This is a genomic window from Terrihabitans soli, assembly GCF_014191545.1.
GTDB lineage: Bacteria > Pseudomonadota > Alphaproteobacteria > Rhizobiales > Methylopilaceae > Flaviflagellibacter > Flaviflagellibacter soli.
Genome location: NZ_AP023361.1, coordinates 364,585 through 387,839 on the forward strand (window position 1 = coordinate 364,585; position 23,255 = coordinate 387,839).

Consider the following 23,255-nt stretch of genomic DNA (forward strand, 5'->3'; position numbering starts at 1 on the left):
CATGCTGGACGGAGTCTACGGCCTCATTCACGGATTCAGCGTCGCGCTGCAGCCTTCGGTGCTCTTGTGGTGCGTCGTCGGCTGCTTCCTCGGCACTATCATCGGCATCCTGCCGGGCCTTGGCCCGGCCGCGACGATCGCGATCCTTCTGCCGCTGACCTTCAACATGGATCCGACCGGCGGCATCATCATGCTGGCGGGCATCTATTACGGCGCGAAATACGGCGGCTCGACCACCTCGATCCTTTTGAACATGCCAGGCGAGGCGTCATCGGTCGCCTCGTGTATCGACGGCTATCAGATGGCCCGCAAAGGCCGCGCAGGTGCCGCACTCGGCATTGCCGCAATCGCCAGCTTCGTCGCGGGCACGTTCGGCATCGTCATCCTGACGCTCCTGGCGCCGCCGCTTGCGGAATTTGCGCTGCGCTTCTCCTCGCCCGAATTCTTCGCACTCATGGTCGTCGGCCTGTCGCTGGTCGTCCTGCTCGCCGGCGATTCCAAGCTCAAATCGCTTCTGTCGCTGATCGTCGGCCTTTGGCTGACGAGCATCGGGACCGATCTATTCACCGGGCAGTCGCGCTTCACCTTCGGCTACTCCGAACTTGTCGGCGGCGTCGAGTTCATGGTGATCGCGGTCGGCGTCTACGCCATCGCCGAAGTGATGTCGTCGGTTGCGGCCGGCGAGAAGACCCAGCTTCTTCCGGTGCCGCGGGGCCTTCGCAACTATCTGCCGTCCAGGGAAGAGCTGAAGGCCTGCCGCTTTGCGTTCGTCAACGGCTCGATCGTCGGCTTCTTCATCGGCATGCTGCCGGGTGCGGCGTCCTCGGTTTCGTCCTTTGTCGCTTACGGCATCGAAAAGGCCGTCTCCAAGCGCAAGGAATTGTTCGGCAAGGGCGCGCCGGAAGGTCTCGCCGCACCGGAAGGCGCCAACAATGCGGACTCGAGCGGCGCCATGCTGCCGCTTCTGACCTTCGGTATTCCCGCTGGCGGCTCCACGGCGATCATGCTTTCGGCGCTGATTCTGTGGGGCTTCCGCCCTGGTCCGCTGCTCATCGTCGAGTCGCCCGATCTCTTCTGGGGTCTTGTCGCCAGTATGTATATCGGCAACGTCGTTCTGCTCATCATGAACCTGCCGCTCGTGCCGCTGTTTGCGCAGATTCTGCGCATTCCACTCGGGCTTCTGTTCCCGATGATCCTCGGCGTGTCGATCGTCGGCGCCTATGCCGTCTCCGGCAATCTGTTCGACGTCACCTCGCTCGCCTTCTTCGGCGTGCTCGGTTACGTCATGGTGCTGCTGGGCTTCCCGACGGCGCCGCTCATTCTCGGTTTCGTTCTCGGCGACAGCATGGAGCGCGCGCTCCGGCAGTCGCTCTCGATGTCCGGCGGCGATCCGATGATCCTCATCGATCGTCCGATCGCTGCGACATTCCTGGTTATCGCACTTTTGATTCTTCTTTCACCGCTCGTCGGCCGGTTGCGGCGGGCACGGAGTGACGTGGTCACTGCGCCATAGCACCAAAACACCCGGAAATATTGGGAGGATAGTATGAAACTCAAACATGTGGTTGCTCTGACGAGCATTGCTTTGGCGGGCACGTTCGCCGTCTCCGCCCAGGCCGAATGGAAACCGTCCGGTCAGGTCAACGTCGTTGTCCATACCGGCCCCGGCGGCGGCACCGACGCGTTCGGCCGCGCCATTCTCACGGCTCTCGAGAAGGACAAGGTCCTCGAGAACACCTACATCGTCCAGAACAAGACGGGCGGCGGCTCCACGGCTGCGGTCAACTATCTCGGCGAGAAGGCCGGCGATACGAACACGATCGCGATCTATTCGAGCGTGTGGGTCACGGACAGCCTCGTGCAGGCCGAAGCCAAGTCGACGATCCTGGACCTGACGCCGATCGCCAACCTCGTGCTCGAGCCGGCGCTCTTCGCGGTCAAGGCGGATTCGCCGTACAAGACGCTGAAGGACTTCACGGATGCGGCCAAGGCCAATCCGGGCAAGCTGAAGCAGTCGGGCGGTTCGGTCACGGCGCGCGACGCCGTTGTGCGCAACGTTCTGATGAAGAACACCGGCGCCGACTGGGCGTTCGTGTCCTTCCCCTCGGGCGGCGAGCGCGTTTCGGCGCTTCTCGGCGGCCATGTCGACATCATGATGATCGAGCCGTCGGAAGCCGGCGAGCTCATCCGTGCCGGCCGTCTGCGTGCGCTGGCTCAGGTTGCCGATGCGCGCATCCCGGGTTTCCCGGACGTCCCGACGCTGAAGGAAGCGGGCTTCGACGTTCCGAACGTCCCGCAGGCGCGTGGCATTGTCGGACCGCCGAACATGCCCGCGGATGCGGTCAAGTACTATGAAGCGCTGTTCGCCAAGGCGGCGAAGTCGGAGGGTTACACCAAGTACCTCGCCGATACGCAGCTCGACAATAAGTACATGGATTCGAAGACGCTCGGTGCCTTCATCAAGGAGTACCAGGGTAATCTTCGCACGATCCTGACGGGCGCCGGCGTCAAGGTCGTCCGCTAAAAACCAGATGGCCCGCTCTCCAACAGGAGCGGGCCATTTTCTTTTGTGCAGGTCTTTTTTGAATTGGGTTTTTGAACAGCGATGAGCGAGCAGCGTCAGGCCTATTCCGTTTCCGATCTCAGGACCGTGACGGAAAAGATCTTCCAGCACTGGAACGTGCCGGTCGAACATTCGATCACCATCGCCGACACTCTCATCTCGTCCAATCTGCGCGGCGTCGACACGCACGGTGTTGCGCGCATTCCCGGTTATATCGAGCGCTTTCGCACCAAGCTTGTGGAGCCGGTTCCGGAGATCAAGATCACATCGCGCATGCCCTTTGCGGCATCTGTTGACGGCGGCAACGGCATGGGTCCTGTCGTCGCGCAGGCCGCGATGCATGAAGTTCTGAAGCGCGCCGAGAGTTTCGGCATCGGCGTGGCCACCGCAAAGCACAGCAATCATTTCGGCACAGCCGCCTATTACGCCCTGCAGGCAGCGGAGAACGGCTGCATCGGCATCTGCCTGTCGCCGGCCTCCAAATCGCTGGCGCCGTTCGGCAGCATGGAGCCGCTCTTCGGCACGAACCCGATCGCCGCGGCAGCGCCCGCCGGCAAGCATTCGCCCTGGGTTATGGACATGGCGACGAGCATCGCCGCGCGCGGACATATCCGTCTCGCCGCGCGTCACGGCCAGGCCATTCCCGAAGGCTGGGCGCTCGACAAGGAAGGCCGTCCGACGACGGATGCGGAAGCTGCGCTGAAAGGCGTGATGCTGCCCTTCTCCGGCGTGAAGGGCTCGGCCATCGCCATGCTGATCGATATTCTCGGCGGCGTTCTGTCGGGCTCGGCCTTTGGCGGCGCGATCCGCGATATGACGCAGGATTTCACGGCGCCGCAGGATGTCGGCCATTTCTTCCTCGCGTTCCAGATCGAAGCGCTGATGCCGCTCGAGGAATTCAACGCGCGGATGGAAGAAGAAATTGCGCGCCTGAAAGCGCTGAAGCCGGCGGACGGCTTCAAAGAAGTGCTTTATCCGGGCGAGCCCGAGGCGCGGAAGGAAAAGCAGCGCTCGCGCGATGGCATTCCGCTCACGGTGCAGGTTGCGGACGCGATCCGCAAAGAGGCCGAAGAGGCCGGGCTCGGTTTCCCGAGCCCGGTGCTTGCTTCGGCGTAAGGACGCGCTTAGCGCATCCGCGTCGCTTCGAGCGTCTCGTAATTGGGTTCGAGGCCGACACCCGGCTTCGAGCCGACGCGCACGATGTTTCCTTCCGGCTTCGGAGGGTCGATGAACAGACGCTCGCCGACCTGCTGCATGCCGAGATGGAATTCGACGCGCCAGCCGTTCATGAGGCCCGCCATCGTATGCAGATTGAACAGAGGCCAGCCGCCGCCGTTTGCGATCTGAATGTTGAAGGCCTGCGCCATGTGGGCGATCTTCTGCGTCTCGGTGTAACCGCCATTGTAGCAGACGTTGGGCTGAATGATGTCGACGGCCTGGGCGTCGATCAGATCGCGCACACGCCAGCGATGGCCTTCCATCTGACCGGCCGAGATCGGGATATTGGTCGAACGGCGCAGATCGGCCATGGCGCGAAGGTCGTTCGCGTAGCAGGGCTCTTCGAACCACACGATCCCGAGATCCTCGACGGCGCGGCACAGAAGCTTTGCGTCGACCGGCGAGAATTTGTAATTGGCGTCGAGCATCAGCTCGATGTCGGGACCGATCGCCTCGCGCACCGCGCGGATGCGGCGTGCGTCCTCGGCCCAGCCGCCTTCATTGACGCCGACCACCATTTTCAGGCGCTCGATGCCCTTGTCGACCTGGATCTTGGCCGCTTCGGCGATCTGCTCGCGGTCATAGACCGGGAAGCCGAAGGTCACATAGATCGGCGCCCAATCGCGGTAGCCGCCGAGCAGCTGCGCGACCGTGCGGCCGGTCGATTTGCCCTTGATGTCCCAGCAGGCGATGTCGATGGCCGACAGGGCGAAGGACACGACGCCGGTGAAGCTGCGCATGTTCAGCGCCCACCACACCTTCTCATGAATGGCTTCGGTGTCGCGCGGGTCCATGCCGACGAGAAGCTCCTTGAAGTCCTTCTCGATGGCGGCGACGACCGACCAGGGCAGGAACTGGCCGCCGGTCAGGCCGATGCCGGTAATGCCCTCATCGGTGTGGACTTCAACGAACACGATCCGGCGGGTGACCACGTTCACCTTGAACAGCGGCAGCGGCACTTCGATGTGGTGCGGCGTTGCCTTGATATCCGTGATTTTCACTTCATTCCTCCACTTGGGACCCCCCAAGGGAGCCCCCTTAAAAACCCTCGTGACTTTCTGCACGCAATTGCATACCAATGAATACAGGAAACGTGAGGGCGGGCCAACCGCTAAAAAAGGAGCAGTAAATGGGTGTGGTCGATACGGCAGTCTCCGAAGGAACAGAGGCTCTCGCCACCTATATCAGCGGTGCTGCCAAGGCTTCCGTTCCTGACGATGTGATCGAAAAAGCCAAGCATCACACGCTGGATACGCTGGCGGCGGCCATTTCCGGCTCGCATCTGCGCCCGGGCAAGCTGGCCACCGGCTATGTCAAAGCCATGGGCGGCACGCCCGAATGCACCGTGATCGGCTCGACCTTCCTGACCAATGCCGTCAACGCTTCGCTCGCCAACGGCATCATGGCCCATGCCGACGAGACCGATGATAGCCATCTCGTCGGACGCTTCCACCCCGGCTGCGGCATCGTTCCGGCGGCTTTGGCCGCCGCCGAAATCTCTGGCTCGAACGGGCTTCAGCTGCTCAAGGCTGTCGCGCTCGGCTACGATATCGGCACACGCTTCAATGTCTCGCTCGGCCCGCGCAAGCTTTACGCCGGCGGCCACTCGACCCATTCCATCGGCCCGCTTTTCGGCGGGACGGCCGCATCCGCGACTCTGATGGGTTTCACGCCCGAGCAAGTGCGTTTTCATCTGTCCTATTCGGTGCAGCAGGCATCCGGCGCCCAGTGCTGGGCGCGTGACGATCAGCACACCGAAAAGGCGTTCGATTTCGGTGGCATGACGGCGCGCAACGCTCTGACCGGCGCGACCATGGTGGCCGCCGGTTTTACGGCCGTGGCCGACTCCCTGTCGGGCGACAACAACTTCTTTACGGCGGTGTCCAACGATCCGCGCCCCGAAGAGCTCTGGAAGGAGCTCGGCACGCGCTATGAGATCCGCGAAGCGACCATCAAGAAATGGTGCGTCGGTTCGCCCATTCAGGGCGCGATCGATGCGATCACGCTGTTGATGAGCCAGGGCCTGACCGCCGACAAGGTCGAGAAGCTCATCCTCGAACTGCCGGACGACCGCGCCAATCTCGTCGATGACCGCTCGATGCCGAACATCAATGTTCAGCATCTCGTGGCCCTCACGCTGGTCGATGGCGGCATGAACTTCGAAAGCTCGCACGATCATGCGCGCATGGAAGACCCCAAGGTCAAAGCCATCCGCCAGAAGACGACTCTGATCGCAAATCCCGAACTGACGACGGCCCTGCCGCCGCGCCAGGTCATCCTCCGCGTCGAGACGAAATCGGGCGAAAAGCTCGAACACCGGACCCATGCGGTAAAGGGCACGCCCGCCAATCCGATGACGCGGCAGGAAGTCGTCGAGAAGGCCATCGACCTCGTTGAGCCGACGCTCGGCCGGGTGCGCAGCCGCCAGCTCGCCGATCTCGTAATGGGTATGGAAAAGGTGGATCGCGCCGGCCTTGCTCTGAGACCGCTGCTCCAGCCATAAGGAAGCATCGAATCCACCGGTATACCGCCGGGGACCGATCTTCAGGGTGTTTCATGGAAGACAGGGACCTCCCGCGCGCTCAACTGGTCTACGCGACCCTCAAGGACATGATCCGCGACGGGGCGGTGCGTCCGGGCCAGCGCATGCGCGAAATCGAGATTGCCGAAGCTCAGGGCGTCAGCCGCACGCCGGTGCGCGAGGCGATGCACAGGCTCGTCTCCGAAGGACTGCTCGAGGCGAGTGCGGCGCGCGGCATCGCCGTCACCGAACTTTCCAAACAGCAGGTGCTGGAGCTTTACGCGCTGCGCGAATTCCTCGAGGGCGCCTCGGCGCGCTTTGCGGCGCAGCATGCCTCGCTTCCCGAGATGCGCGCGCTGCATGAGCTCATCGACTACATCAACACGATCCCGGAAGAAGATCACACCCAGCACGCCCAGCTGAACAAGCGCTTCCACGCCCAGATCGCTGAAGCGGCTCACAACACCTATCTCAGCCGCGCCCTCTCGCAGCTGTCGGATTCCCTGATGCTCGTGCCCGGCACGACCTTCCAGGCGAAAGGCCGCGTCGGCGATGTGCGCCGCGAACATCTTGCGATCCTTGCCGCCATCGACGCCCGCGATGCGGAAGGCGCCGAGACCGCGGCGCGCGATCACATCCGAAAAGCCGGCGAAGTGCGCCTGCAGATGCTGTTCGGACAGCGCTGATCAATTTCATCTAGCGGAGTAAGTATGTCTGCGTCCCCAACGAAAGTTCTGGCCGAGTTCGGTCTTGCCCTCGATGCCAAGGATATTCCGCAAAACGTCATGGACAAAGCGGCGGAGTCGATCCTCGATTCGGTCGGCGTTTGTATTTACGCCGCAAAACTCTCCTGGAGCCAGCCGGTCATTGACTATGCCCGCCTCAACGGCGCGGGTGGCGCCTCGACCATTCTCGGTACGAAATACAAGGCAAGTTCGCCGATGGCGGCTTTGGCCAATGGCGCGCTGGCGCACGGCTTCGAGATGGACAATCTTCGCCAGCCCTCCATGGGCGTGCATGCCGGATCGACGATCGTGCCGGGCCTTCTGAGCGTCGCCGACGAAATCGGCGCCAGCGGCCGCGACGTGCTCGCGGCCTTCGTCGCGGCCAATGAAGTCATGTCGCGCATCGGTCTTGCCTCGCACAACACGGCGGAAAAGCTCGGCTTCCATTCGCCGGGCCTGACCGGCCCGTTCGGCGGCGCGGTTGCCGCCGGCCGCCTTCTCAAGCTGACGCCGACCCAGATGATCAATGCGTTCGGCATTGCAGGCTCGCTGTGCTCGGGCCTTCTGGCATTCTCCAAGGCCGGGAATGGCGGCATGGTCAAGCGTCTGCACACCGGCCGCGCTTCGGAAAGCGGTGTTCTTGCCGCAAAACTCGCCGCCGCGAATTTCGAAGGACCGAATGTCATCCTCGAAGGCAAATACGGCCTCTTCGAAGCCTTCACGCGCGATCCGCATATGGACAAGCTTGTGGCAGGCCTCGGCAGTGATTGGGAAACGCTGAAGATCGCGGTGAAGTGCTATGCCGCGCATGTCACGGCGCACACGCCGGTGCAGACGCTTGAGGGCCTGAAAAACGAACACGGCTTCAAGGGCGACGATATCGCCGAGATTGCGGTGGCGACGAACGAGAAGGCGCTGAGCCATCACGTCATCCGGGAAGCAAAGGATGTCGCGACCGCGCAATACAGCCTGCCGATCGCGCTTGCGACGGCCTCTTACCGCGATCCGAAAGACCCGGCCTCGTTCCTCAACGACGCGCACAAGGACAAAGGCATCATGGATCTCGCCCAGCGCGTCGCCGTGACCCTCAACGAAGAGAGCCACAACAATCCGTGGGCGACGAAGATGCGTGTCGTGCTGAAAGACGGGCGCTCCTTCGAGGGCAAGCGCACGGATTTCCGCGGTGCGCCCTCAAATCCGATGAGCACGGACGAGCTCGACGCAAAATTCCTGCAGCTGACGACGGGTCTTGTCCCGGACGCGAAGGGGTTGCTGAAGAATTTGCGCGAGCTCGGCAAAGCGGCCGATATCCGCACGGTGATCGCCGGGACGATGCCGTAGAGCGCGATCCCGCATCGATTGAAAAGAGCCGAGGCCGCAAGGCCTCGGCTTTTTTGTTCAGGCGGTTGCGAGTTCCGCCGGATCGGGGCAAACGACGACGGTCGTCGCCACCTTGTAGAATTCCTCACCCGGCATGCCGACCCTGCGGGCGTGCTCGCGGATCGAGGCGCCGTCGCGGGCTTCATAGATGCAAAAGGTGCCGATCCGGCCATCCGGCTCGTGCACGACATAGCTGCGGATCCAGCGGACGCGGTCGGACATTTCCTCGGTGCCGATACGGGCGGATTTCGCTCCGGCGGCCTTGAGTTCTTCCAGATTGGCCCAGGCGCTGGGGCGGCGGATAACGTAGAGTTCCATCTTATTTCTCCGAAAACCTTGAGGGCGGCCGCAGGGTTTCCGCGGCCCGGAGATGGGTATAGATGTGCCCCCGACGGGGGTCCTTACCGCCGCCTGAGCAATTCCTGATCTTTGGGTTCCCGCCCCGTGACGTTCGCTTTTGGCCCTTTTGTGATCGACGATGCGGCCCGGGTTCTGCGCCTCAACGAGCGCGAACTGCATGTCCAGCCGCTGGTGTTCGATCTCCTTGTCTATCTGGTGCGCGAGCGCGCCCGCGTCATTTCCAAGGACGAGCTGCTCGAAGCGCTATGGCCCGGCGTTATCGTCACCGAAAATTCGCTCCAACGCGCGATCAGTACGTTGCGCACGGTGCTGCGCGAAGGCGATATGCAGGATGCGATCCGCAGCGTGCCGCGCGCCGGCTATCGCTTTTGTCTTGAGCTCGTCCCGCCCCCGGATGCCGCAGAAGGCGGCGACGATCTCACGCAAGCGCGTCATGCAGCCGAGGCCCGGCTCTGGAACGAAGCCGCCGTGCTGTATTCGAAGACCGATGCGGCAACGCTGTCCGGAACAGATCTCGATCAATGGGCGCTGGCGCTGCAATGCGCGGGCAATCCCTCGGACGCCGTGCCGGTCTTCACGCGCGCGATTGCTGCACATACGCAGAAGGGCGATCTCAACGCCGCCGCCGAAAGCGCGATCTCGCTCGCCGGCGTTCATCTCGAACGCAACGAGCTCGCCGTCGCAAAAGGATGGACGGCGCGCGCCGCCGAACTGACGGCGCAGAATGAAGCTTCGCGGGCGAGGGGTCTTGTGACCTGGATGCAGGCCCGCATCGCGGGTTCCGAAGGCAATCCGCGTCTTGCGCATGAGAAAGCCGAAGCCGCTTACGCCATCGGCCGCGGAAATGGCGATGTCGGCGTTGAAGCGCTTGGCCTGATGTATCGCGGCTTTTACCGCCTGAGCCTCGGCGATACCGCCGCCGGTCTCGAAGATCAGGACCACGCTTCGGCACTGGCGCTGTCGCACACGCTCGATCCGGTGACGGGGGGCACGCTCTTCTGCAACATTCTCTGGGCCTGCCGCACCTTCTGCGACTGGTCGCGTGCGACGCAATGGACGCTCGGCTACCGCCAATTTTGTACGGATAGCCGCATGCAATTCTCCGGCTCATGCGAATTGCATCGCGCCGAAGTGCTCGGCGTTCAGGGATCGCTCAAGCAGGCGCTCGGCCATATCGAAGAGGCGCTGGCGCGTCTTCAGAACGATGCGCCTTGGGCGCGCGGCGACGCCTATCGCGTCCTCGGAGACATTCAGTCCGCGATCGGCAACACGGATGCGGCGCGGGCGGCTTATGAAAAATGCTATGCGCTCGGCTGGGATCCCGAACCCGGCTATGCGCTGCTGCTCCTCGCGGAGGGTGAGGCCGAGCAGGCCTATGCGGCGCTGGAGCGAAGCCTGATCGGGCAAGGCTGGTGGACGCTGCAGCGGCAGGGCATGCTGCTGGCGCATCTCGCGCTCGTCGCCGCGCATGCGAGAAAGCCTGAAAAGGCGCAGGCGCTGATCGATGATCTGGCAGGGCAGGAAAAGCGCTGGCCCATGCCGTCGATACGCGCGCTGACCAACGAAGCCGCCGCCATATTGGCAAAGCAAAGCGGCGATCCCGATGAAGCGCGGCGCCGCCTTCATCTGGCGCGTCAGCTCTGGACGGGTGTCGAATGCCGGCTCAATGCAACACGGCTGCGGCTCGAGATCGCTGCGGTCGCGCTCGATGCCGGAGATGTCTCGGGTGCGTCCTCGGAATTGCGGGTCGCGTCCGCCGATGCGCAAGCGCTGGGCTCGGCAAAACTTCAGGAACGCTGTGCCGCACTGGAAAAACGGTTACCGAAAAGCGCGTGATGTGATCAGGTGCTTGCCGCTCTGACGCTGTCGGCCAGAACGCGCGCCACATGTTGCGCTTCGCGTGCCGACAGATCGCCGATCTGATGGCGGCAGGACGTGCCGTCGGCAACGATCAATGTCGCCTCGTCCGCGGCGCGCACGGCTGGCAGGAGCGAGAGCTCGGCCATCGCCTTTGAAACCTCGATCGTATCGGCGCCATAGCCGAAGGATCCCGCCATGCCGCAGCAGCTCGATTCCACGGTTTCGACCGTGAGGTCAGGTACAAGGCGCAGCGTCTTTTCGACCGCGCCCATGGCGCCGAAGCTCTTCTGGTGGCAATGGCCGTGCAGCAGCGCCTTTCCGGCGATCGGCGCGAGCTTCAGTTTGAGATGTCCGGCATCCGCCTCGCGGGCGATGAATTCTTCGAACAGAAGGAAATTCTTGGCGAGGCGTTTGGCGCGCTCGTCCTGGAACATCGCCGGGACTTCGTCGCGGAATGAGAAGACGCAGCTCGGTTCAAGCCCGACCACCGGCACATCGGCATCGATGAACAGAGCCAGCGCATCGAGCACGCGCTGGACTTCACGCCGCGCCTCATCGACGCGGCCGACCGAGAGGAAGGTGCGGCCGCAGCAGAGCGGACGGCGATTTCCGTCATTGGGCACCGCCAGATGCACGCGGTATCCGGCGGCGAGCAGCACTTCCAGCGCGTCCTCGGCGTTTTCGCGCTCGAAATAGCGGTTGAACGTGTCGACGAAGAAGACGACCGGTTTGCCGTCCTTCGGGCCGAGCGCATTGGCCGGGATGTCGAAGATGTCGCCGCGCCAGCGCGGCAGTTTGCGCGAGGCGGCAAAGCCGGTGAGCTTTTCCGTCAGTTTCGCCGCGCCGGGAATAAGATCGCGCAGATTGAGGAGGAACGGCACCTTCGCCGCATAGGGCGCATAGCGCGGCATCCAGCCAACGAGATAATCGCGCAGCGAATGGCCGAGTTTTTTTGCCCGCGCCGACAGAACCTCGATCTTCATGCGCGCCATGTCGACGCCGGTCGGGCATTCGCGGCGGCAGCCTTTGCAGGAGACGCAGAGCTTGAGTGTCTCGGCCATCTCGTCGGAGGTGAAAGCGTCGGGGCCGAGCTGGCCGGAAATCGCAAGGCGCAACGTATTGGCGCGGCCGCGCGTGACGTCCTGCTCGTCTTTGGTGACGCGATAGGACGGGCACATCGTGCCGCCGGCAAGTTTGCGGCAGGCGCCATTATTGTTGCACATCTCGACGGCGCCCTGGAAACCGCCGCCTTTGCCGGTGAAGGCGGACCAGTCGAGTTCCGTCTTCATCTCTTCGGGCTTGTATTCGGGCCCGTAGCGGAACAGCCAGGTGTCGTCGAATTTTGGCGCGCGAACGATTTTTCCGGGATTGAGGAGCGAGGACGGGTCGAATTTGTCCTTCACTTCCTCGAACGCGCGAACGAGACGGCTGCCGAACATCGGTTCGTGGAATTCCGAGCGCACGATGCCGTCACCGTGTTCGCCTGAATGCGAGCCTTTATACTCGCGCACCATGGCAAACGCCTCTTCGGCGATGGCGCGCATTTTCTTGACGTCGATATCCTGACGGATGTTCAGCACCGGGCGCACATGCAGGCAGCCTTCGGACGCATGCGCATACCAGGTGCCGCGCGTGCCGTGCTTCTGGAACACGCCGGTGAGGCGCTCGGTGTAATCGGCAAGATGCTCGAGCGGCACGGCGCAGTCTTCGACGAAGGAGATCGGCTTACCCTGATCCTTCATCGACATCATGATGTTGAGGCCCGATGTGCGAACATCGGCGATGGCGGCCTGAAGACCGGGATCGTAGATATCGACGACGCCGCCCCATTTGGCGCCGCTTTTGTCCCAGCCGAAACCGAGATCGCCCATCAGATCATGAAGCTGCGTGATGCGGCGCGCATTCTCGTCTTCGGTCTCGGCGAACTCGACGAGCAGCACGGCATCGGGCGTGCCGCGGACGAACTGCTCCAGCGTCGGTCGGAACATCGGAATGTCGCGGGCCAGCTCGATCAGCGTGCGATCGACAAGCTCGACCGCGATGGGGCCGAGTTTGACGAGATGCTGGGCCGCATCCATCGCTTCATAAAAGGAGCCGAAATGGCAGGCGCCGAGCGCGCGCTTGCCCATCAGCGGCCAGAGCTGGATTTCGATATTGGTCGAAAAGCCGAGCGTGCCTTCCGAGCCAACAAGTATGTGCGCGAGATTGTTTGTCTCGCCGGGGATCAGCGCATCGAGATTATAGCCGCCGACGCGGCGCTGCACTTTCGGGAAGCGCGCGTCGATTTCGTCTTTCTCGCGCCGTCCGATATTGAACAGCTGATTGGCGAGCGGGCGCAGCGGCGAGGCGTTCGACACATCGGAAAGATCGGGACGCACTTTGCCGAAATTGGCTTTCGATCCGTCGGCGAGGACGGCGTCGATAGAGATGACATTGTCGCGCATCGTGCCGTAGCGCAGCGAACGTCCGCCGCAGGAATTGTTGCCCGCCATGCCGCCGATCGTGCAGCGTGAAGCGGTCGAGACATCGATGGGAAACCACAATCCGTGCGGACGCAGTTTGCGGTTCAACTCGTCGAGCACGATTCCCGGTTCGACCACGGCTCTTTTGCCGGTGACATCGAGCTCGACGATTCCCGTCAGATGCCGCGAACAGTCGATAACCAAGCCCGTATTGATCGTTTGCCCGCATTGCGACGTTCCGCCGCCGCGCGCCGTCACCGGCACCTTTTCCTCGCGCGCGATCTGCAGCGCCAGCTCGGCTTCCTCGAGCGTTTTTGGCACCACCACACCGGTCGGAAGCATCTGATAAATCGAGGCATCCGTCGCATAGCGGCCGCGGCTGAACCGGTCGAACAGGATCTCCCCGCCAAGTTCGGAAACAAGGCGCCTTTCCAGGGGGGAGACCGGCCGGGCGATCATTTTTGTGGGCACCTTTTAAAAGCTTTGCTTGACTGCTTTTTGCATTCATAATTCATTTCGGCAAGCCCAGACGCCCATTTTTCGAACCGGAGTACCTTTATGACCGCCAACACCCCGCGTACCGCCGGGCGCCATTTCCTCCAGATCCCGGGCCCCACCCCGGTTCCGGACCGGATTCTGAGGGCCATGGACATGCCGGTGCTCGACCACCGGGGCCCCGAATTCCAGCGCCTGGGCAAGCGCGTGCTCGAAAACATCAAGGGCGTCTTCAAGACGAAGAACCATGTTTTCATCTATCCGGCCTCCGGCACGGGCGCCTGGGAAGCGGCGCTCACCAACGTCCTGTCGCCCGGCGACAAGGTGCTGATGTTCGAAACGGGGCATTTCGCTACGCTCTGGAAGAACATGGCGCTGAAGCTCGGCATCGAGCCGGTATTCATCTCGTCCGACTGGCGCACGGGTGCCGATCCCGAAGCACTTGAGCAGAAGCTGCGCGAGGACAAGAACCACGAGATCAAGGCGGTCTGCGTCGTCCACAACGAAACCTCGACCGGCTGCGTCTCGCCCATCGGCAAGATCCGCAAGGCGATCGATGCCGCCGGCCATCCGGCTCTTTACCTCGTGGACACCATCTCCTCGCTCGCCTCGATCGACTATCGCCATGACGAATGGGGCGTCGACGTCACTGTTTCGGGTTCGCAGAAGGGCCTGATGCTGCCGCCGGGCCTCAGCTTCAACGCGGTCTCCGAAAAGGCCCTGAAGGCGTCGAAGACTTCGAAGCTGCCGAAACTTTTCTGGTCGTGGGAGGAGATGATCCCACACAACAAGAACGGATTTTTCCCTTATACGCCCGGCACTAACCTCTTGTACGGCCTCGATGCTGCGATCGACATGCTGAACGAGGAGGGGCTTGAGAATGTGTTCGCGCGCCACGACCGGCACGCCGAAGCGACGCGCCGCGCGGTTCGCGCCTGGGGTCTCGAAATTCTCTGCCGCGTGCCGGAGCACTATTCGTCCTCGCTGACGGCGGTGCTCGTGCCGGACGGTCACAATGCCGATGACTTCCGCGGCCGTGTGCTCGATGCCTTCGACATGTCGCTCGGAACCGGCCTCACCAAGCTGCAGGGTAAGGTGTTCCGCATCGGCCATCTCGGCGATACCAATGACCTGACCATTCTGGGCGCCCTGTGCGGTGTCGAAATGGGCCTTGCACTCGCCGGAATTCCCCATAAGGAAGGTGGCGTACAGGCAGCGATGCAGTATTTTGCGGCGCAGGCGGGCAAACCCCGGAGCATTGCCGCGGAGTAGGCCGGGTCTGACATAACCGGGCGGGAGAGAACGCAATTGGTCGAACCAGGGCTCATCTCAAGGCGCAGCCTTCACGGCGAACTCGTCGATCTCCTGCACGACATGGTGCTCGAAGGTGAGCTCCGCCCCGGCGACAAGATCAACGAACAGGCGCTGTGCGCCCGCTTCGGCGTTTCGCGCACGCCTCTGCGCGAGGCGCTGAAGGTTCTGGCTTCGGGCGGGCTTGTGATTCTCGCGCCGAACCGCGGCGCCAGCGTCGCTTCGATCTCGCCGCAGGAAATCGATCAGCTCTTCCCGATTATGGGTGCGCTGGAATCGCTTGCCGGCGAACTTGCCTGCGCCAAGATCAACGATGCAGCGGTCGCGCGGATTCAGAAACTGCACGACCAGATGGTCAAGCATTACAAGAAGGGCGAGGCCGGTCCTTACCTCAAGCTCAACCGCCAGATCCACGAAGCGATCTTCGATGCGGCGGGCAATGCCGAGCTGACGCAGCTCTATCATACGCTGATGGTGCGCACGCATGCCGTCCGCTTCACCGCCAAGAAATCGCCCGAGCGCTGGGACGAGGCGGTGGAAGATCACGAACAGATGATGAAGGCGCTGGAGACGCGCGACGGCAAACGCCTGGCGCAGATTCTCAAAGACCATCTGCGGCACAAGGCGGCGATGGTGCATGAATCGCTTACCACAGCGAGAGCTTCGGCCGCGGAGTAACGCGCTTGGTTTCGCCGGCACCTGCCCGCGCGGGCGACGAGATCGGCTCGATCGACACTCCGGCGCTGATCGTCGATCTCGACGCGCTGGATTTCAACATCGATGCAATGGCAAAGCATGTTCGCGTCTCGAACATGATGCTGCGCCCGCACGCGAAAACCCATAAATCCGTGGAGATCGCGCGTCGTCAGTTCGCGGCCGGCGCCATCGGCCTCTGCTGTCAGAAGGTCTCGGAAGCCGAGGCTCTTCTGCCGAGCGGCGTGTCGGATATGCTCGTCTCCAATCATATTGTCGGCGCAGCAAAGCTCGACAAGCTTGCAGAACTTGCGCGCAAAGTGCGCATCACGACTTTGACTTCCGATACCGCGCATGTGACGGAGCTCGCGGACGCGGCGCGGCGGAATGGCGTGATCTTCGAAATTCTGATCGAGCTCGATGCGGGTGATGCGCGCATGGGGCTCGGCGATGAAAGCCAGCTTCTGCCGCTCGCGGAAGCGATAGCGGCCTCGCCGCATCTCAAACTGCGCGGGCTTCAGGTCTATAACGGTCCGTTCCAGCATCTGCGCCCGCAGACAGAGCGTGCCGCGGCAGCAAAAGAAGCAGGGCAACGCGCTCTGTGCGCGCGTATCGTGCTCGAAAGCGCGGGACTTCCCTGCGATCTTATTTCGGGCGGCGGCACCGGAACCTATGCGGAAGATACATCGGTCGGCGCCTTCACCGAATTGCAGCCGGGCTCGTACGTTTTCATGGACGGGGACTATGCGCGCAATTTCTCCGCCGACGGTTCTTCCTATCGCCCGTTCCGTCAGAGTCTGTTCGTCCTGACGCGCGTGCTGCGCGCTGCGGCGCCCGATGTCGTTTATGTCGATGCCGGCGTCAAAGCGCTCAATCTCGACAGCGGCATGCCGACGCTGCACGAGAGACCCGATCTCGTTTTCACAAAAGCCAGCGACGAGCAGGGCCGCATCGAAACGCTGCCCGGCGGCAAGACGCCCGCATTGGGTGAACTTCTGCATATCGTGCCGTCGCATTGCGATCCGACGGTCAATCAGTTCGACTGGATGGTCGCGGTGCGCGGCGGACGCGTCACCGATGTGTGGCCGGTCGATGCGCGCGGATGCGTTCTGTGACAAAGCCGCGCCGTTACGCGTTCGTCGCCGGCCGTTGGGATTCGACGCTGACCGTCATCGATATAGAGGCCGCCCTCGCTGGCAATCCGTCCATCGTCAACCGCGTGCCGACAAGCCTCACCGGCGCCTGCTCTCTGCCGGTCAGCATGGCGTTCGACGACGCGCGCGGACGCGTCTTTGTCGTCAATCACGGCGGACGCGCGACGCGAGAAGCGGTCTCGATCATGCCGCACGGCCATCGCGGCACGATCGCGGTGATCGATCTTGAGCGGGCGCGCAATCCGGCGCAGGGCGAGGCGCTGATCGACGAGATAGATGCCGGCGGGCATGGGCCGGTCGCCGCTGCTCTGACGCCCGATGGAAAGCATCTTCTCGTCACGCTTGCCGAAGGCGAGGGGACGGAAGACGGCGGATATCAGATCGCGGTTTTCGATGCCGAGACGCTTGAGCTGAAGGCCCGAACCGCGCTTGCGCATGCGGGAGCGCCGAGCAGCAAGCCGTCGCCTGATGCGAGTTTCGGCGCGTTTCCCGATCCGAACGGCATTGCGATTTCCGGCGATTATGTTTTCACCGCCAATGGCGGCAGCTCGGATATCTCGGTGCTGCTTCTGTCATCCGTCGTCGAGGGCCGGGTGGATGCGGAGATCAACCGTATCAAATTGCCGAGCGGGCCGTTCGGAATCTGTGTCGATCCGTCCGGAAGACTTTTGGCCACAGCCGATCGTGAAGACGCGAAGACCGGGCGTCTCGGCGATACCGTTTCGATTGTCGATCTCGCCGCGGTGAAATCGGCTTCGAAAGCGGCGGAACCGATCAGCATTCACGCCGGTACGGACAATGGCGGCGGCGCGCGGCCTTTCGTGCCGGTCTTCTCGAATGACGGCCGGACGCTCTACATCACCTGTCAGGCAGCGAACACGCTCTCTGCGGTCGATATCGCCGCGGCTTTGGCCATAGAACCCGGCGCCGAGCGCCGCCTTTCGCTCACCCACCCCGCCGGGCGCGCGGCATCTCCCCGCGGCCTCGCCATGAGCGGCGACGGAAGCCTGCTCGCCGTATCTGGCGGCACGAAAGGCGTGCCGGAGAGCGGCGTTGTTTGGTTCGTTTCGACCGAAAAATTTGCTGTCCGGGCGGCGGTGGCCGGCGTGGGTAACGAACCCTATCTTGTTGCAATAGAAGAATTTTCCTGAATTTGAGCAAAACGGAGCAGTAGCAACGGGGCTCTTCCCATCAAACTGGACTCGTGCCAAAGTGCATTCATAATTCAAAAACCTGCAGTTCAAAGAAAACTGCAGTCTTAAGGGAGGGCACAATGTCTGTTTCACGCAGAGAGTTCGTGGCTGGGGTTTCCGCAGCCACAGTTCTGGCCGCTTCGAGCGGCCGTGGTTTTGCGCAGGCCTGGGTGCCGACGCGCGATGTCGAACTCGTCATTCCGTTCGGTGTCGGCGGCGGCTCGGACCTTCTCGCCCGCATCATCGGCAAGATCATTGTCGAGGAAAAACTCATCCCGACGTCGCTCGTGATGAACAACCGTCCGGGCGGCGGCGGCGCCGTTGGCGTCGGTTATATCTCGGCCTCGAAGGCCAAGGACCCGCACACCATCGTTCTCGTCAACGGCACGACGCAGATCACCCCGATCCTGAAGCCGGAAGCGAAAACGCTTTCCGAAGTTCAGCCGATCGCCAATGTCATGCTCGACGACTTCCTTCTCTTCGTGAGGGGCGATTCGAAATACAAGACGATCAAGGAGTTCGCCGACGACGTGAAGTCGAAGCCCGACAAGACGGTGAACTTCGGCACCGGTGGTACGACCGACGTGATGGGCATCACCATCTTCTCGCGCGCTCTCGGCAAAGAGATCAACCCGGTCAACTTCAACTCGGGCGGCGAAGCGCTCACGGCTCTGCTCGGCGGTCATGTCGACGGCTGTGTCGGCAATCCGCTTGAATTCATGGGCCATCTGAAGTCCGGCGCGGTGCGCGCGCTCGGCGTCTTCCGCGATACGCGCTTTGCGGCGTTCCCGGATGTGCCGACCATGAAGGAATCCGGCATCACGGTTCCGAACTTCCAGATGTGGCGTGGCCTTGCGATGCCGAAGGGTGTCGATGAAGCGGCACAGGCCTACTGGCAGGGCATCATGAAGAAGGTCAACGAGTCGGCGACGATGAAGAAATACATCGCCGACAACGTCGCGACCGAAGCCCCGATCTATGGCAAGGACTTCGAGAAGTTCCTCGCCGATCAGGAAAAGCTCTACCGGGATCTCCTCGGCAAACCGGCGTGATGTGAAATGAAGCTTACGGCAATCAAGGGCGAACTCGCGTTCGCCGCACTTTTCGCCGTCGCTGGGCTGGTCTGGATCGTGGGCTCTTTCGAGCTCCCGTTCTGGGCCGGCTTCGCGCCCGACTCCGGCTTCTTGCCGATGGTCTACGGTGTTCTCCTTCTCGCCTTTTCCGCGGCGGTGATCGTCAGCCTGTTTACGAACCCGCCCGACACGACGGGGCGCGAACCGCTGAAGAAGAGCCTCCAACTCCTCGGCACGCTGGTTGTTGGCGTGGGAGCGATCAGTTGGCTCGGCTTTGCCATTCCGCTCTTCGGCATGATGCTGTTCATGTACGCCTATGTGGAGCGTCTGCCGATCGTGCGGTCGGTGATCGCGTCCTTGGCGACAACCGGCGTCCTCGTTCTGATCTTCGAGCACTGGCTGGCGATACCGCTGCCGCTCAGCCCCTGGGGTTTCTGATATGGAATCGTTTATGGACCTCATGGGCGGTTTTCAGACCGCTCTAACGCCCACCAATATCTTGATGTGCTTCCTGGGCGTGTTCTTGGGCCAGCTCGTCGGCGTTCTTCCCGGTATTGGACCGTCCGCTGCCATCGCGCTTCTTCTGCCGCTGACCTTCGGTGCCGATCCGACGGCCTCGCTCATCATGTTCGCCGGTATTTACTACGGCGCGCAGTATGGCGGCACGCTGACCTCGGTTCTGATCAGCGTTCCGGGCGAGAGCTCGACCGTCATGACCAGTATTGACGGTTATCAGATGGCGCTGAAGGGCCGCGCAGGTGCGGCTCTCGGCATCGCCGCCATCGGCTCGTTCATCGCCGGCACGATTTCGGTTCTCGGCCTGACTTTCCTTGCGCCGCCACTTGCGGAAGCAGCTTTGGCCTTCGGCCCGCCGGAATATTTTGCGCTCGTCGTGCTCGGTCTGATGGCTCTTGCCGCTGTCAGCGGCGGCTCGGTCGTCAAGGGTCTCGGCGCGGGCGTTGCGGGCCTTCTGCTCGCAACCATCGGCGTCGATCCATATTCTGGGACCATGCGCTACGATTTCGGCCAGCTCTGGCTGCTCGACGGCATTGAGTTCATCGTGCTTACCGTCGCTCTGTTCGGTGTCGGCGAAGTGCTTGCCACCTGCACGACGGCGACGGAGCGTCCGGTCGCGGAAGTGAAGAATGTTCTTCCCACCCGCGACGACTGGAAGCGTTCGCAGATGCCGATCGTGCGCGGTTCGCTGATCGGCTTCCTCGTCGGCGTTCTTCCCGGCACCGGCGCGACCATGGCGAGCTTCATCGCCTATATCGTCGAGAAGAAAGTCTCGAAGCATCCGGAAGAGTTCGGAAAGGGCGCCATCGAAGGCGTTGCCGGACCGGAATCCTCGAACAATGCGGCGGCGGCCGGCGCCATGGTGCCGATGCTGGCGCTCGGTGTTCCGGGTTCGGGCACGACGGCCATCATTCTCGGCGCGCTGATCATGTTCGGTCTGCGCCCGGGTCCGGAGCTGTTCACGCAGAATTCCACGCTTGTGTGGGGCGTCATCGCGTCGATGTATATCGGCAATGTGCTGCTCCTCATCCTCAACCTGCCGCTTGCGGGCCTGTTCGCGCAGTTCCTGAAAGTACCGTACAAATGGCTCTACCCGCCGATCCTTGCGCTGTGCATTGTCGGCGTGTTCTCGCAGGCAAACAGCCTTGAGGATTGCTGGCTCCTCGTTGCCTTCGGCGCGCTGGGCTGGGCCATGAAGCGCTTCGACTGGCCGGCCGCGCCGATGATTCTCGGCCTCGTGCTCGGTCCGATGTTCGAGTCCTCGCTGCGCCAGTCGCTGACGATTTCGCACGGGTCTCCGGAAATCTTCCTGACCCGTCCGATTTCGCTGGCGCTGATCGTCTGTGCCGTTCTGTTCGTCACGGTTCCGGTCGTCGCCCATCTCATGGGCAAGAAGACCTCGGCTCCGGCAGGCGGGTGCGCATGAGCATCAAGGACAGGATCGGGCTCGACCTCAATCAGCGCATGCCGCTTGAGCCGGGCATCGATCTGGCGATCAAGGAGAAGATCCGGTTCCTGAATATTTGTCTGGACCCGGAGCCGGAGCTTCTCGATCCGAAAAACCCGCGGCTGGCGCAAGCCAAGAAAAAGCTCGCGGATCATGGGATCACGCTCGGTCTGCATACACTCTCGGCGATGAATACCGCCGAGGGCTCGCCCTTCCTGGCGCGGGCGGCGGATGCCTATCTCGCCGCCTATCTCCAGGCGGCGAAGGCGATCGGCGCTCCCTGGGTCATCATGCATGGCGGCTATCATTTCACCGCCGACAAGCAGATGCGCATGGAGCTTGCCGTCGAGCGCCTTACGCGCGCGTCGAAGATTGCCGAAAGCGAAGGCGTCAACATCCATCTCGAGAACATGAACCCGGAGCCCGCAGGCGCCGAGGTGAAATATCTCGTGCACGATGTCGAGGAAGCGAAGTTCTATTTCAAGAACCTGACTTCGCCGTCGGTGCGCTGGGTGTTCACCACCAATCACGCGCATATGCTGCCTTACGGCATTTCCGGCTTTGTTGAGCAGATGGAAAAAGCCGGCGTCGGTGTCGATCGCATCGGTGAGGTGCGCCTTGCCGACAATCGCGGCGAGATCGAAGAGCATCTTTATCCCGGCACCGGAAACCTGGATTTCGGCGCCATGTTCAAACTGCTCGAAGGCCGCGGCTATCGCGGTCATTACATGCAGGACTACATGACTGTGCCGGACATGGTGAAAGGCCGGCACATCGTCGCCGACCTTGCCGATGGGGCGCTTGCTCGCGTGGGAGCCTGAACCCCGGGGCCTTTCCAGCCTCTCTCCGCTCGAAAGACCCGAGAAAGCCGCGTATTCCGCCCCCGGATGCGCGGCTTTCTTTTTACGAGTTGATCTGCATCAAAACTGCGATGTGCCGTCCGCCTATAAAAATCCGGCTGGGATGGAGATCGATGCCATGATGAAGAGAGCTCTGACTCTACTCGCCCTTTCGGCCGGTGCGGTTATGTTTTTCGGCCCCGCCGAAAACGCGCAGGCCGTCGTTTACTGCACCTATGTGGACTATCCCGCGAATTGCGTTGTCAGGCCGGGTGTCGTCCTGCGCCGCGCAGTTTGGTGCACTCATATCGACTATCCGCTCGGCTGCGTGGTCCGGCCCGGCGTTCGGCTGGTTGCCCGTCCCGTGGTGCGGGCGGTCACTCCCGGAGTCGGCAGGCCGGGTGTTCCGGGAAATCGCGGCGGCCCGGTGAACAGGCCCGGCCGATTCTGAACCTTAAAGCTTGAAAGGCCGCGCATTCCGCCCCGGATGCGCGGCTTTCGTTCGCGCTATATATCGATCATTCAAGTAGACAATCTAGGAAAGTCATGCGTATTATGTGAAACAGATAATTTAACGCTAGAAGTACGGTATTTCACATGGCGCAGACCGCAGAGATCGTATCGCTGAGCGATTACAGGCAGGCGCGAGCCGCCGCACGCACGCAGCAGGACAGCGTTCCCGGATTCGAGTTTCCTCTCGCCGGACCGTTCATGATGGTCTGGGCGCCGGTCGTCTTCGTACCCTTCATGCCGCAAATGCCGCAGACAGCTCAGCAAGACGAACGCCCATGAATCAGCGGGCGCTCGCAATGGAAGAGCCGCAAGATCCGGCGGCGGAACTGCCGGCGATTGTCGGACGCAATCTGCGCCAATTGCGCATCAAGCGCGGCCATTCGCTCGAGCGCCTCGCAAAACTCTCCGGCGTCAGCCGTGCCATGCTCGGCCAGATCGAAACCGGCAAGAGCGCGCCGACCATCAGCCTGCTCTGGAAAGTCGCGACCGCGCTCGGCGTGCCGTTCTCAAATCTTCTGGCGACGGAAGCCTCGTCCGGCACGGTTCTTTTGCGCAGCGAGGACGCCAAAATCCTCAGCTCGAAGGACGGGCGTTTTACGACACGCGCGCTGTTTCCGTTCACCGAAGAGCGCAAGGTCGAATTCTACGAACTGCGCATCGCGCCGCATCATCGCGAGAACGCCGAAGCGCATGCGCCCGGCACGCGCGAAAATCTCATCGTCTCGCAGGGCGCCGTCGAAATCTCGGTGCAGGGCAGCCGCCCCGTCGCGCTGGCGCAAGGAGACGCGATTGTCTTCGATGCGGACGTACCGCACGCCTACCGCAATCTCGGTCCGACGGAAGCTGTGCTCTATCTGGTCATGACCTATGTCGAAACGGTCGGCTGAAGACGCAAAAAAGCCGGCCCTAGGGCCGGCTTTCTGCATTCGGTC

20 protein-coding genes are annotated in these 23,255 nt (G+C 62.4%); 17 read left to right on the forward strand and 3 right to left on the reverse strand.

Annotated features, from left to right (window positions below):
• Nucleotide 1: 1 nt before the first annotated feature.
• From IZ6_RS01910 to IZ6_RS01920, 3 genes are all read left to right on the forward strand, one after another.
• Nucleotides 2–1,513, forward strand: coding sequence for a tripartite tricarboxylate transporter permease (locus IZ6_RS01910; RefSeq protein ID WP_222876343.1), 1,512 nt, complete (start codon nt 2–4; stop codon nt 1,511–1,513).
• A 33-nt stretch (nt 1,514–1,546) separates the two neighbouring features.
• Entirely contained in the window at nt 1,547–2,524 is a 978-nt protein-coding gene (locus IZ6_RS01915; RefSeq protein WP_222876344.1) for a Bug family tripartite tricarboxylate transporter substrate binding protein, read from the forward strand.
• An 81-nt stretch (nt 2,525–2,605) separates the two neighbouring features.
• Nucleotides 2,606–3,679 carry an Ldh family oxidoreductase gene (locus tag IZ6_RS01920; RefSeq protein WP_222876345.1) on the forward strand — a complete coding sequence of 358 codons (1,074 nt, stop codon included), beginning with the start codon at nt 2,606–2,608 and terminating at the stop codon, nt 3,677–3,679.
• An 8-nt stretch (nt 3,680–3,687) separates the two neighbouring features.
• On the opposite strand, the gene IZ6_RS01925 is transcribed toward IZ6_RS01920, so the two are convergent.
• Entirely contained in the window at nt 3,688–4,782 is a 1,095-nt protein-coding gene (locus IZ6_RS01925; RefSeq protein ID WP_222876346.1) for a mandelate racemase/muconate lactonizing enzyme family protein, read from the reverse strand.
• Nucleotides 4,783–4,910: 128 nt separating this feature from the next.
• Between IZ6_RS01925 and IZ6_RS01930 the strand changes: the two genes are divergently transcribed.
• Genes IZ6_RS01930 through IZ6_RS01940 form a run of 3 tightly spaced genes read left to right on the forward strand, consistent with a single transcriptional unit; the run spans nt 4,911 to nt 8,368 of the window.
• Complete coding sequence (locus tag IZ6_RS01930; RefSeq protein ID WP_222876347.1) at nt 4,911–6,284, forward strand: MmgE/PrpD family protein; 1,374 nt, start codon at nt 4,911–4,913, stop codon at nt 6,282–6,284.
• A gap of 53 nt (nt 6,285–6,337) precedes the next feature.
• On the forward strand, nt 6,338–6,988 hold the full coding sequence (locus IZ6_RS01935) for a GntR family transcriptional regulator (protein ID WP_222876348.1): 651 nt from the start codon (nt 6,338–6,340) through the stop codon (nt 6,986–6,988).
• 24 nt (nt 6,989–7,012) lie between these two features.
• Complete coding sequence (locus tag IZ6_RS01940) at nt 7,013–8,368, forward strand: MmgE/PrpD family protein (RefSeq protein ID WP_222876349.1); 1,356 nt, start codon at nt 7,013–7,015, stop codon at nt 8,366–8,368.
• A 57-nt stretch (nt 8,369–8,425) separates the two neighbouring features.
• On the opposite strand, the gene IZ6_RS01945 is transcribed toward IZ6_RS01940, so the two are convergent.
• Nucleotides 8,426–8,725: a nickel-binding protein gene (locus IZ6_RS01945; protein ID WP_222876350.1), complete on the reverse strand. Its 300-nt coding sequence runs from the start codon at nt 8,723–8,725 to the stop codon at nt 8,426–8,428.
• Between the two features lie 126 nt (nt 8,726–8,851).
• Between IZ6_RS01945 and IZ6_RS01950 the strand changes: the two genes are divergently transcribed.
• On the forward strand, nt 8,852–10,603 hold the full coding sequence (locus IZ6_RS01950) for a winged helix-turn-helix domain-containing protein (RefSeq protein WP_222876351.1): 1,752 nt from the start codon (nt 8,852–8,854) through the stop codon (nt 10,601–10,603).
• A 5-nt stretch (nt 10,604–10,608) separates the two neighbouring features.
• On the opposite strand, the gene IZ6_RS01955 is transcribed toward IZ6_RS01950, so the two are convergent.
• Nucleotides 10,609–13,548: an FAD-binding and (Fe-S)-binding domain-containing protein gene (locus tag IZ6_RS01955; RefSeq protein WP_222876352.1), complete on the reverse strand. Its 2,940-nt coding sequence runs from the start codon at nt 13,546–13,548 to the stop codon at nt 10,609–10,611.
• A 99-nt stretch (nt 13,549–13,647) separates the two neighbouring features.
• Here IZ6_RS01955 and IZ6_RS01960 point away from each other — a divergent pair, with 99 nt between their 5' ends.
• The 10 genes from IZ6_RS01960 (at nt 13,648) to IZ6_RS02005 (ending at nt 23,210) form a co-directional block, all read left to right on the forward strand.
• Complete coding sequence (locus IZ6_RS01960; protein ID WP_222876353.1) at nt 13,648–14,856, forward strand: pyridoxal-phosphate-dependent aminotransferase family protein; 1,209 nt, start codon at nt 13,648–13,650, stop codon at nt 14,854–14,856.
• Between the two features lie 36 nt (nt 14,857–14,892).
• Nucleotides 14,893–15,573: a GntR family transcriptional regulator gene (locus IZ6_RS01965; RefSeq protein WP_222876354.1), complete on the forward strand. Its 681-nt coding sequence runs from the start codon at nt 14,893–14,895 to the stop codon at nt 15,571–15,573.
• A gap of 5 nt (nt 15,574–15,578) precedes the next feature.
• Nucleotides 15,579–16,703, forward strand: a complete 1,125-nt coding sequence (locus IZ6_RS01970) for a DSD1 family PLP-dependent enzyme (RefSeq protein WP_222876355.1) — start codon at nt 15,579–15,581, stop codon at nt 16,701–16,703.
• The gene (locus IZ6_RS01975; protein WP_222876356.1) at nt 16,700–17,893 is read left to right on the forward strand and encodes a YncE family protein; all 1,194 of its coding nucleotides are present in this window, start codon (nt 16,700–16,702) and stop codon (nt 17,891–17,893) included. The genes IZ6_RS01970 and IZ6_RS01975 overlap by 4 nt, the downstream gene beginning before the upstream one ends.
• 122 nt (nt 17,894–18,015) lie before the next feature.
• A complete protein-coding gene (locus IZ6_RS01980) occupies nt 18,016–18,987 on the forward strand; it encodes a Bug family tripartite tricarboxylate transporter substrate binding protein (protein WP_225873970.1) in 972 nt (323 codons plus the stop codon).
• Between the two features lie 6 nt (nt 18,988–18,993).
• Nucleotides 18,994–19,446 carry a tripartite tricarboxylate transporter TctB family protein gene (locus tag IZ6_RS01985; protein ID WP_222876357.1) on the forward strand — a complete coding sequence of 151 codons (453 nt, stop codon included), beginning with the start codon at nt 18,994–18,996 and terminating at the stop codon, nt 19,444–19,446.
• A 1-nt stretch (nt 19,447) separates the two neighbouring features.
• Nucleotides 19,448–20,950: a tripartite tricarboxylate transporter permease gene (locus IZ6_RS01990; protein ID WP_225873971.1), complete on the forward strand. Its 1,503-nt coding sequence runs from the start codon at nt 19,448–19,450 to the stop codon at nt 20,948–20,950.
• Complete coding sequence (locus tag IZ6_RS01995) at nt 20,947–21,792, forward strand: sugar phosphate isomerase/epimerase family protein (RefSeq protein WP_222876358.1); 846 nt, start codon at nt 20,947–20,949, stop codon at nt 21,790–21,792. Before IZ6_RS01990 ends, IZ6_RS01995 begins: the two co-directional genes overlap by 4 nt.
• Nucleotides 21,793–22,407: 615 nt before the next feature.
• A complete protein-coding gene (locus tag IZ6_RS02000) occupies nt 22,408–22,602 on the forward strand; it encodes a hypothetical protein (protein WP_222876359.1) in 195 nt (64 codons plus the stop codon).
• The gene (locus tag IZ6_RS02005) at nt 22,599–23,210 is read left to right on the forward strand and encodes a helix-turn-helix domain-containing protein (RefSeq protein WP_222876360.1); all 612 of its coding nucleotides are present in this window, start codon (nt 22,599–22,601) and stop codon (nt 23,208–23,210) included. The genes IZ6_RS02000 and IZ6_RS02005 overlap by 4 nt, the downstream gene beginning before the upstream one ends.
• Nucleotides 23,211–23,255: the final 45 nt, after the last annotated feature.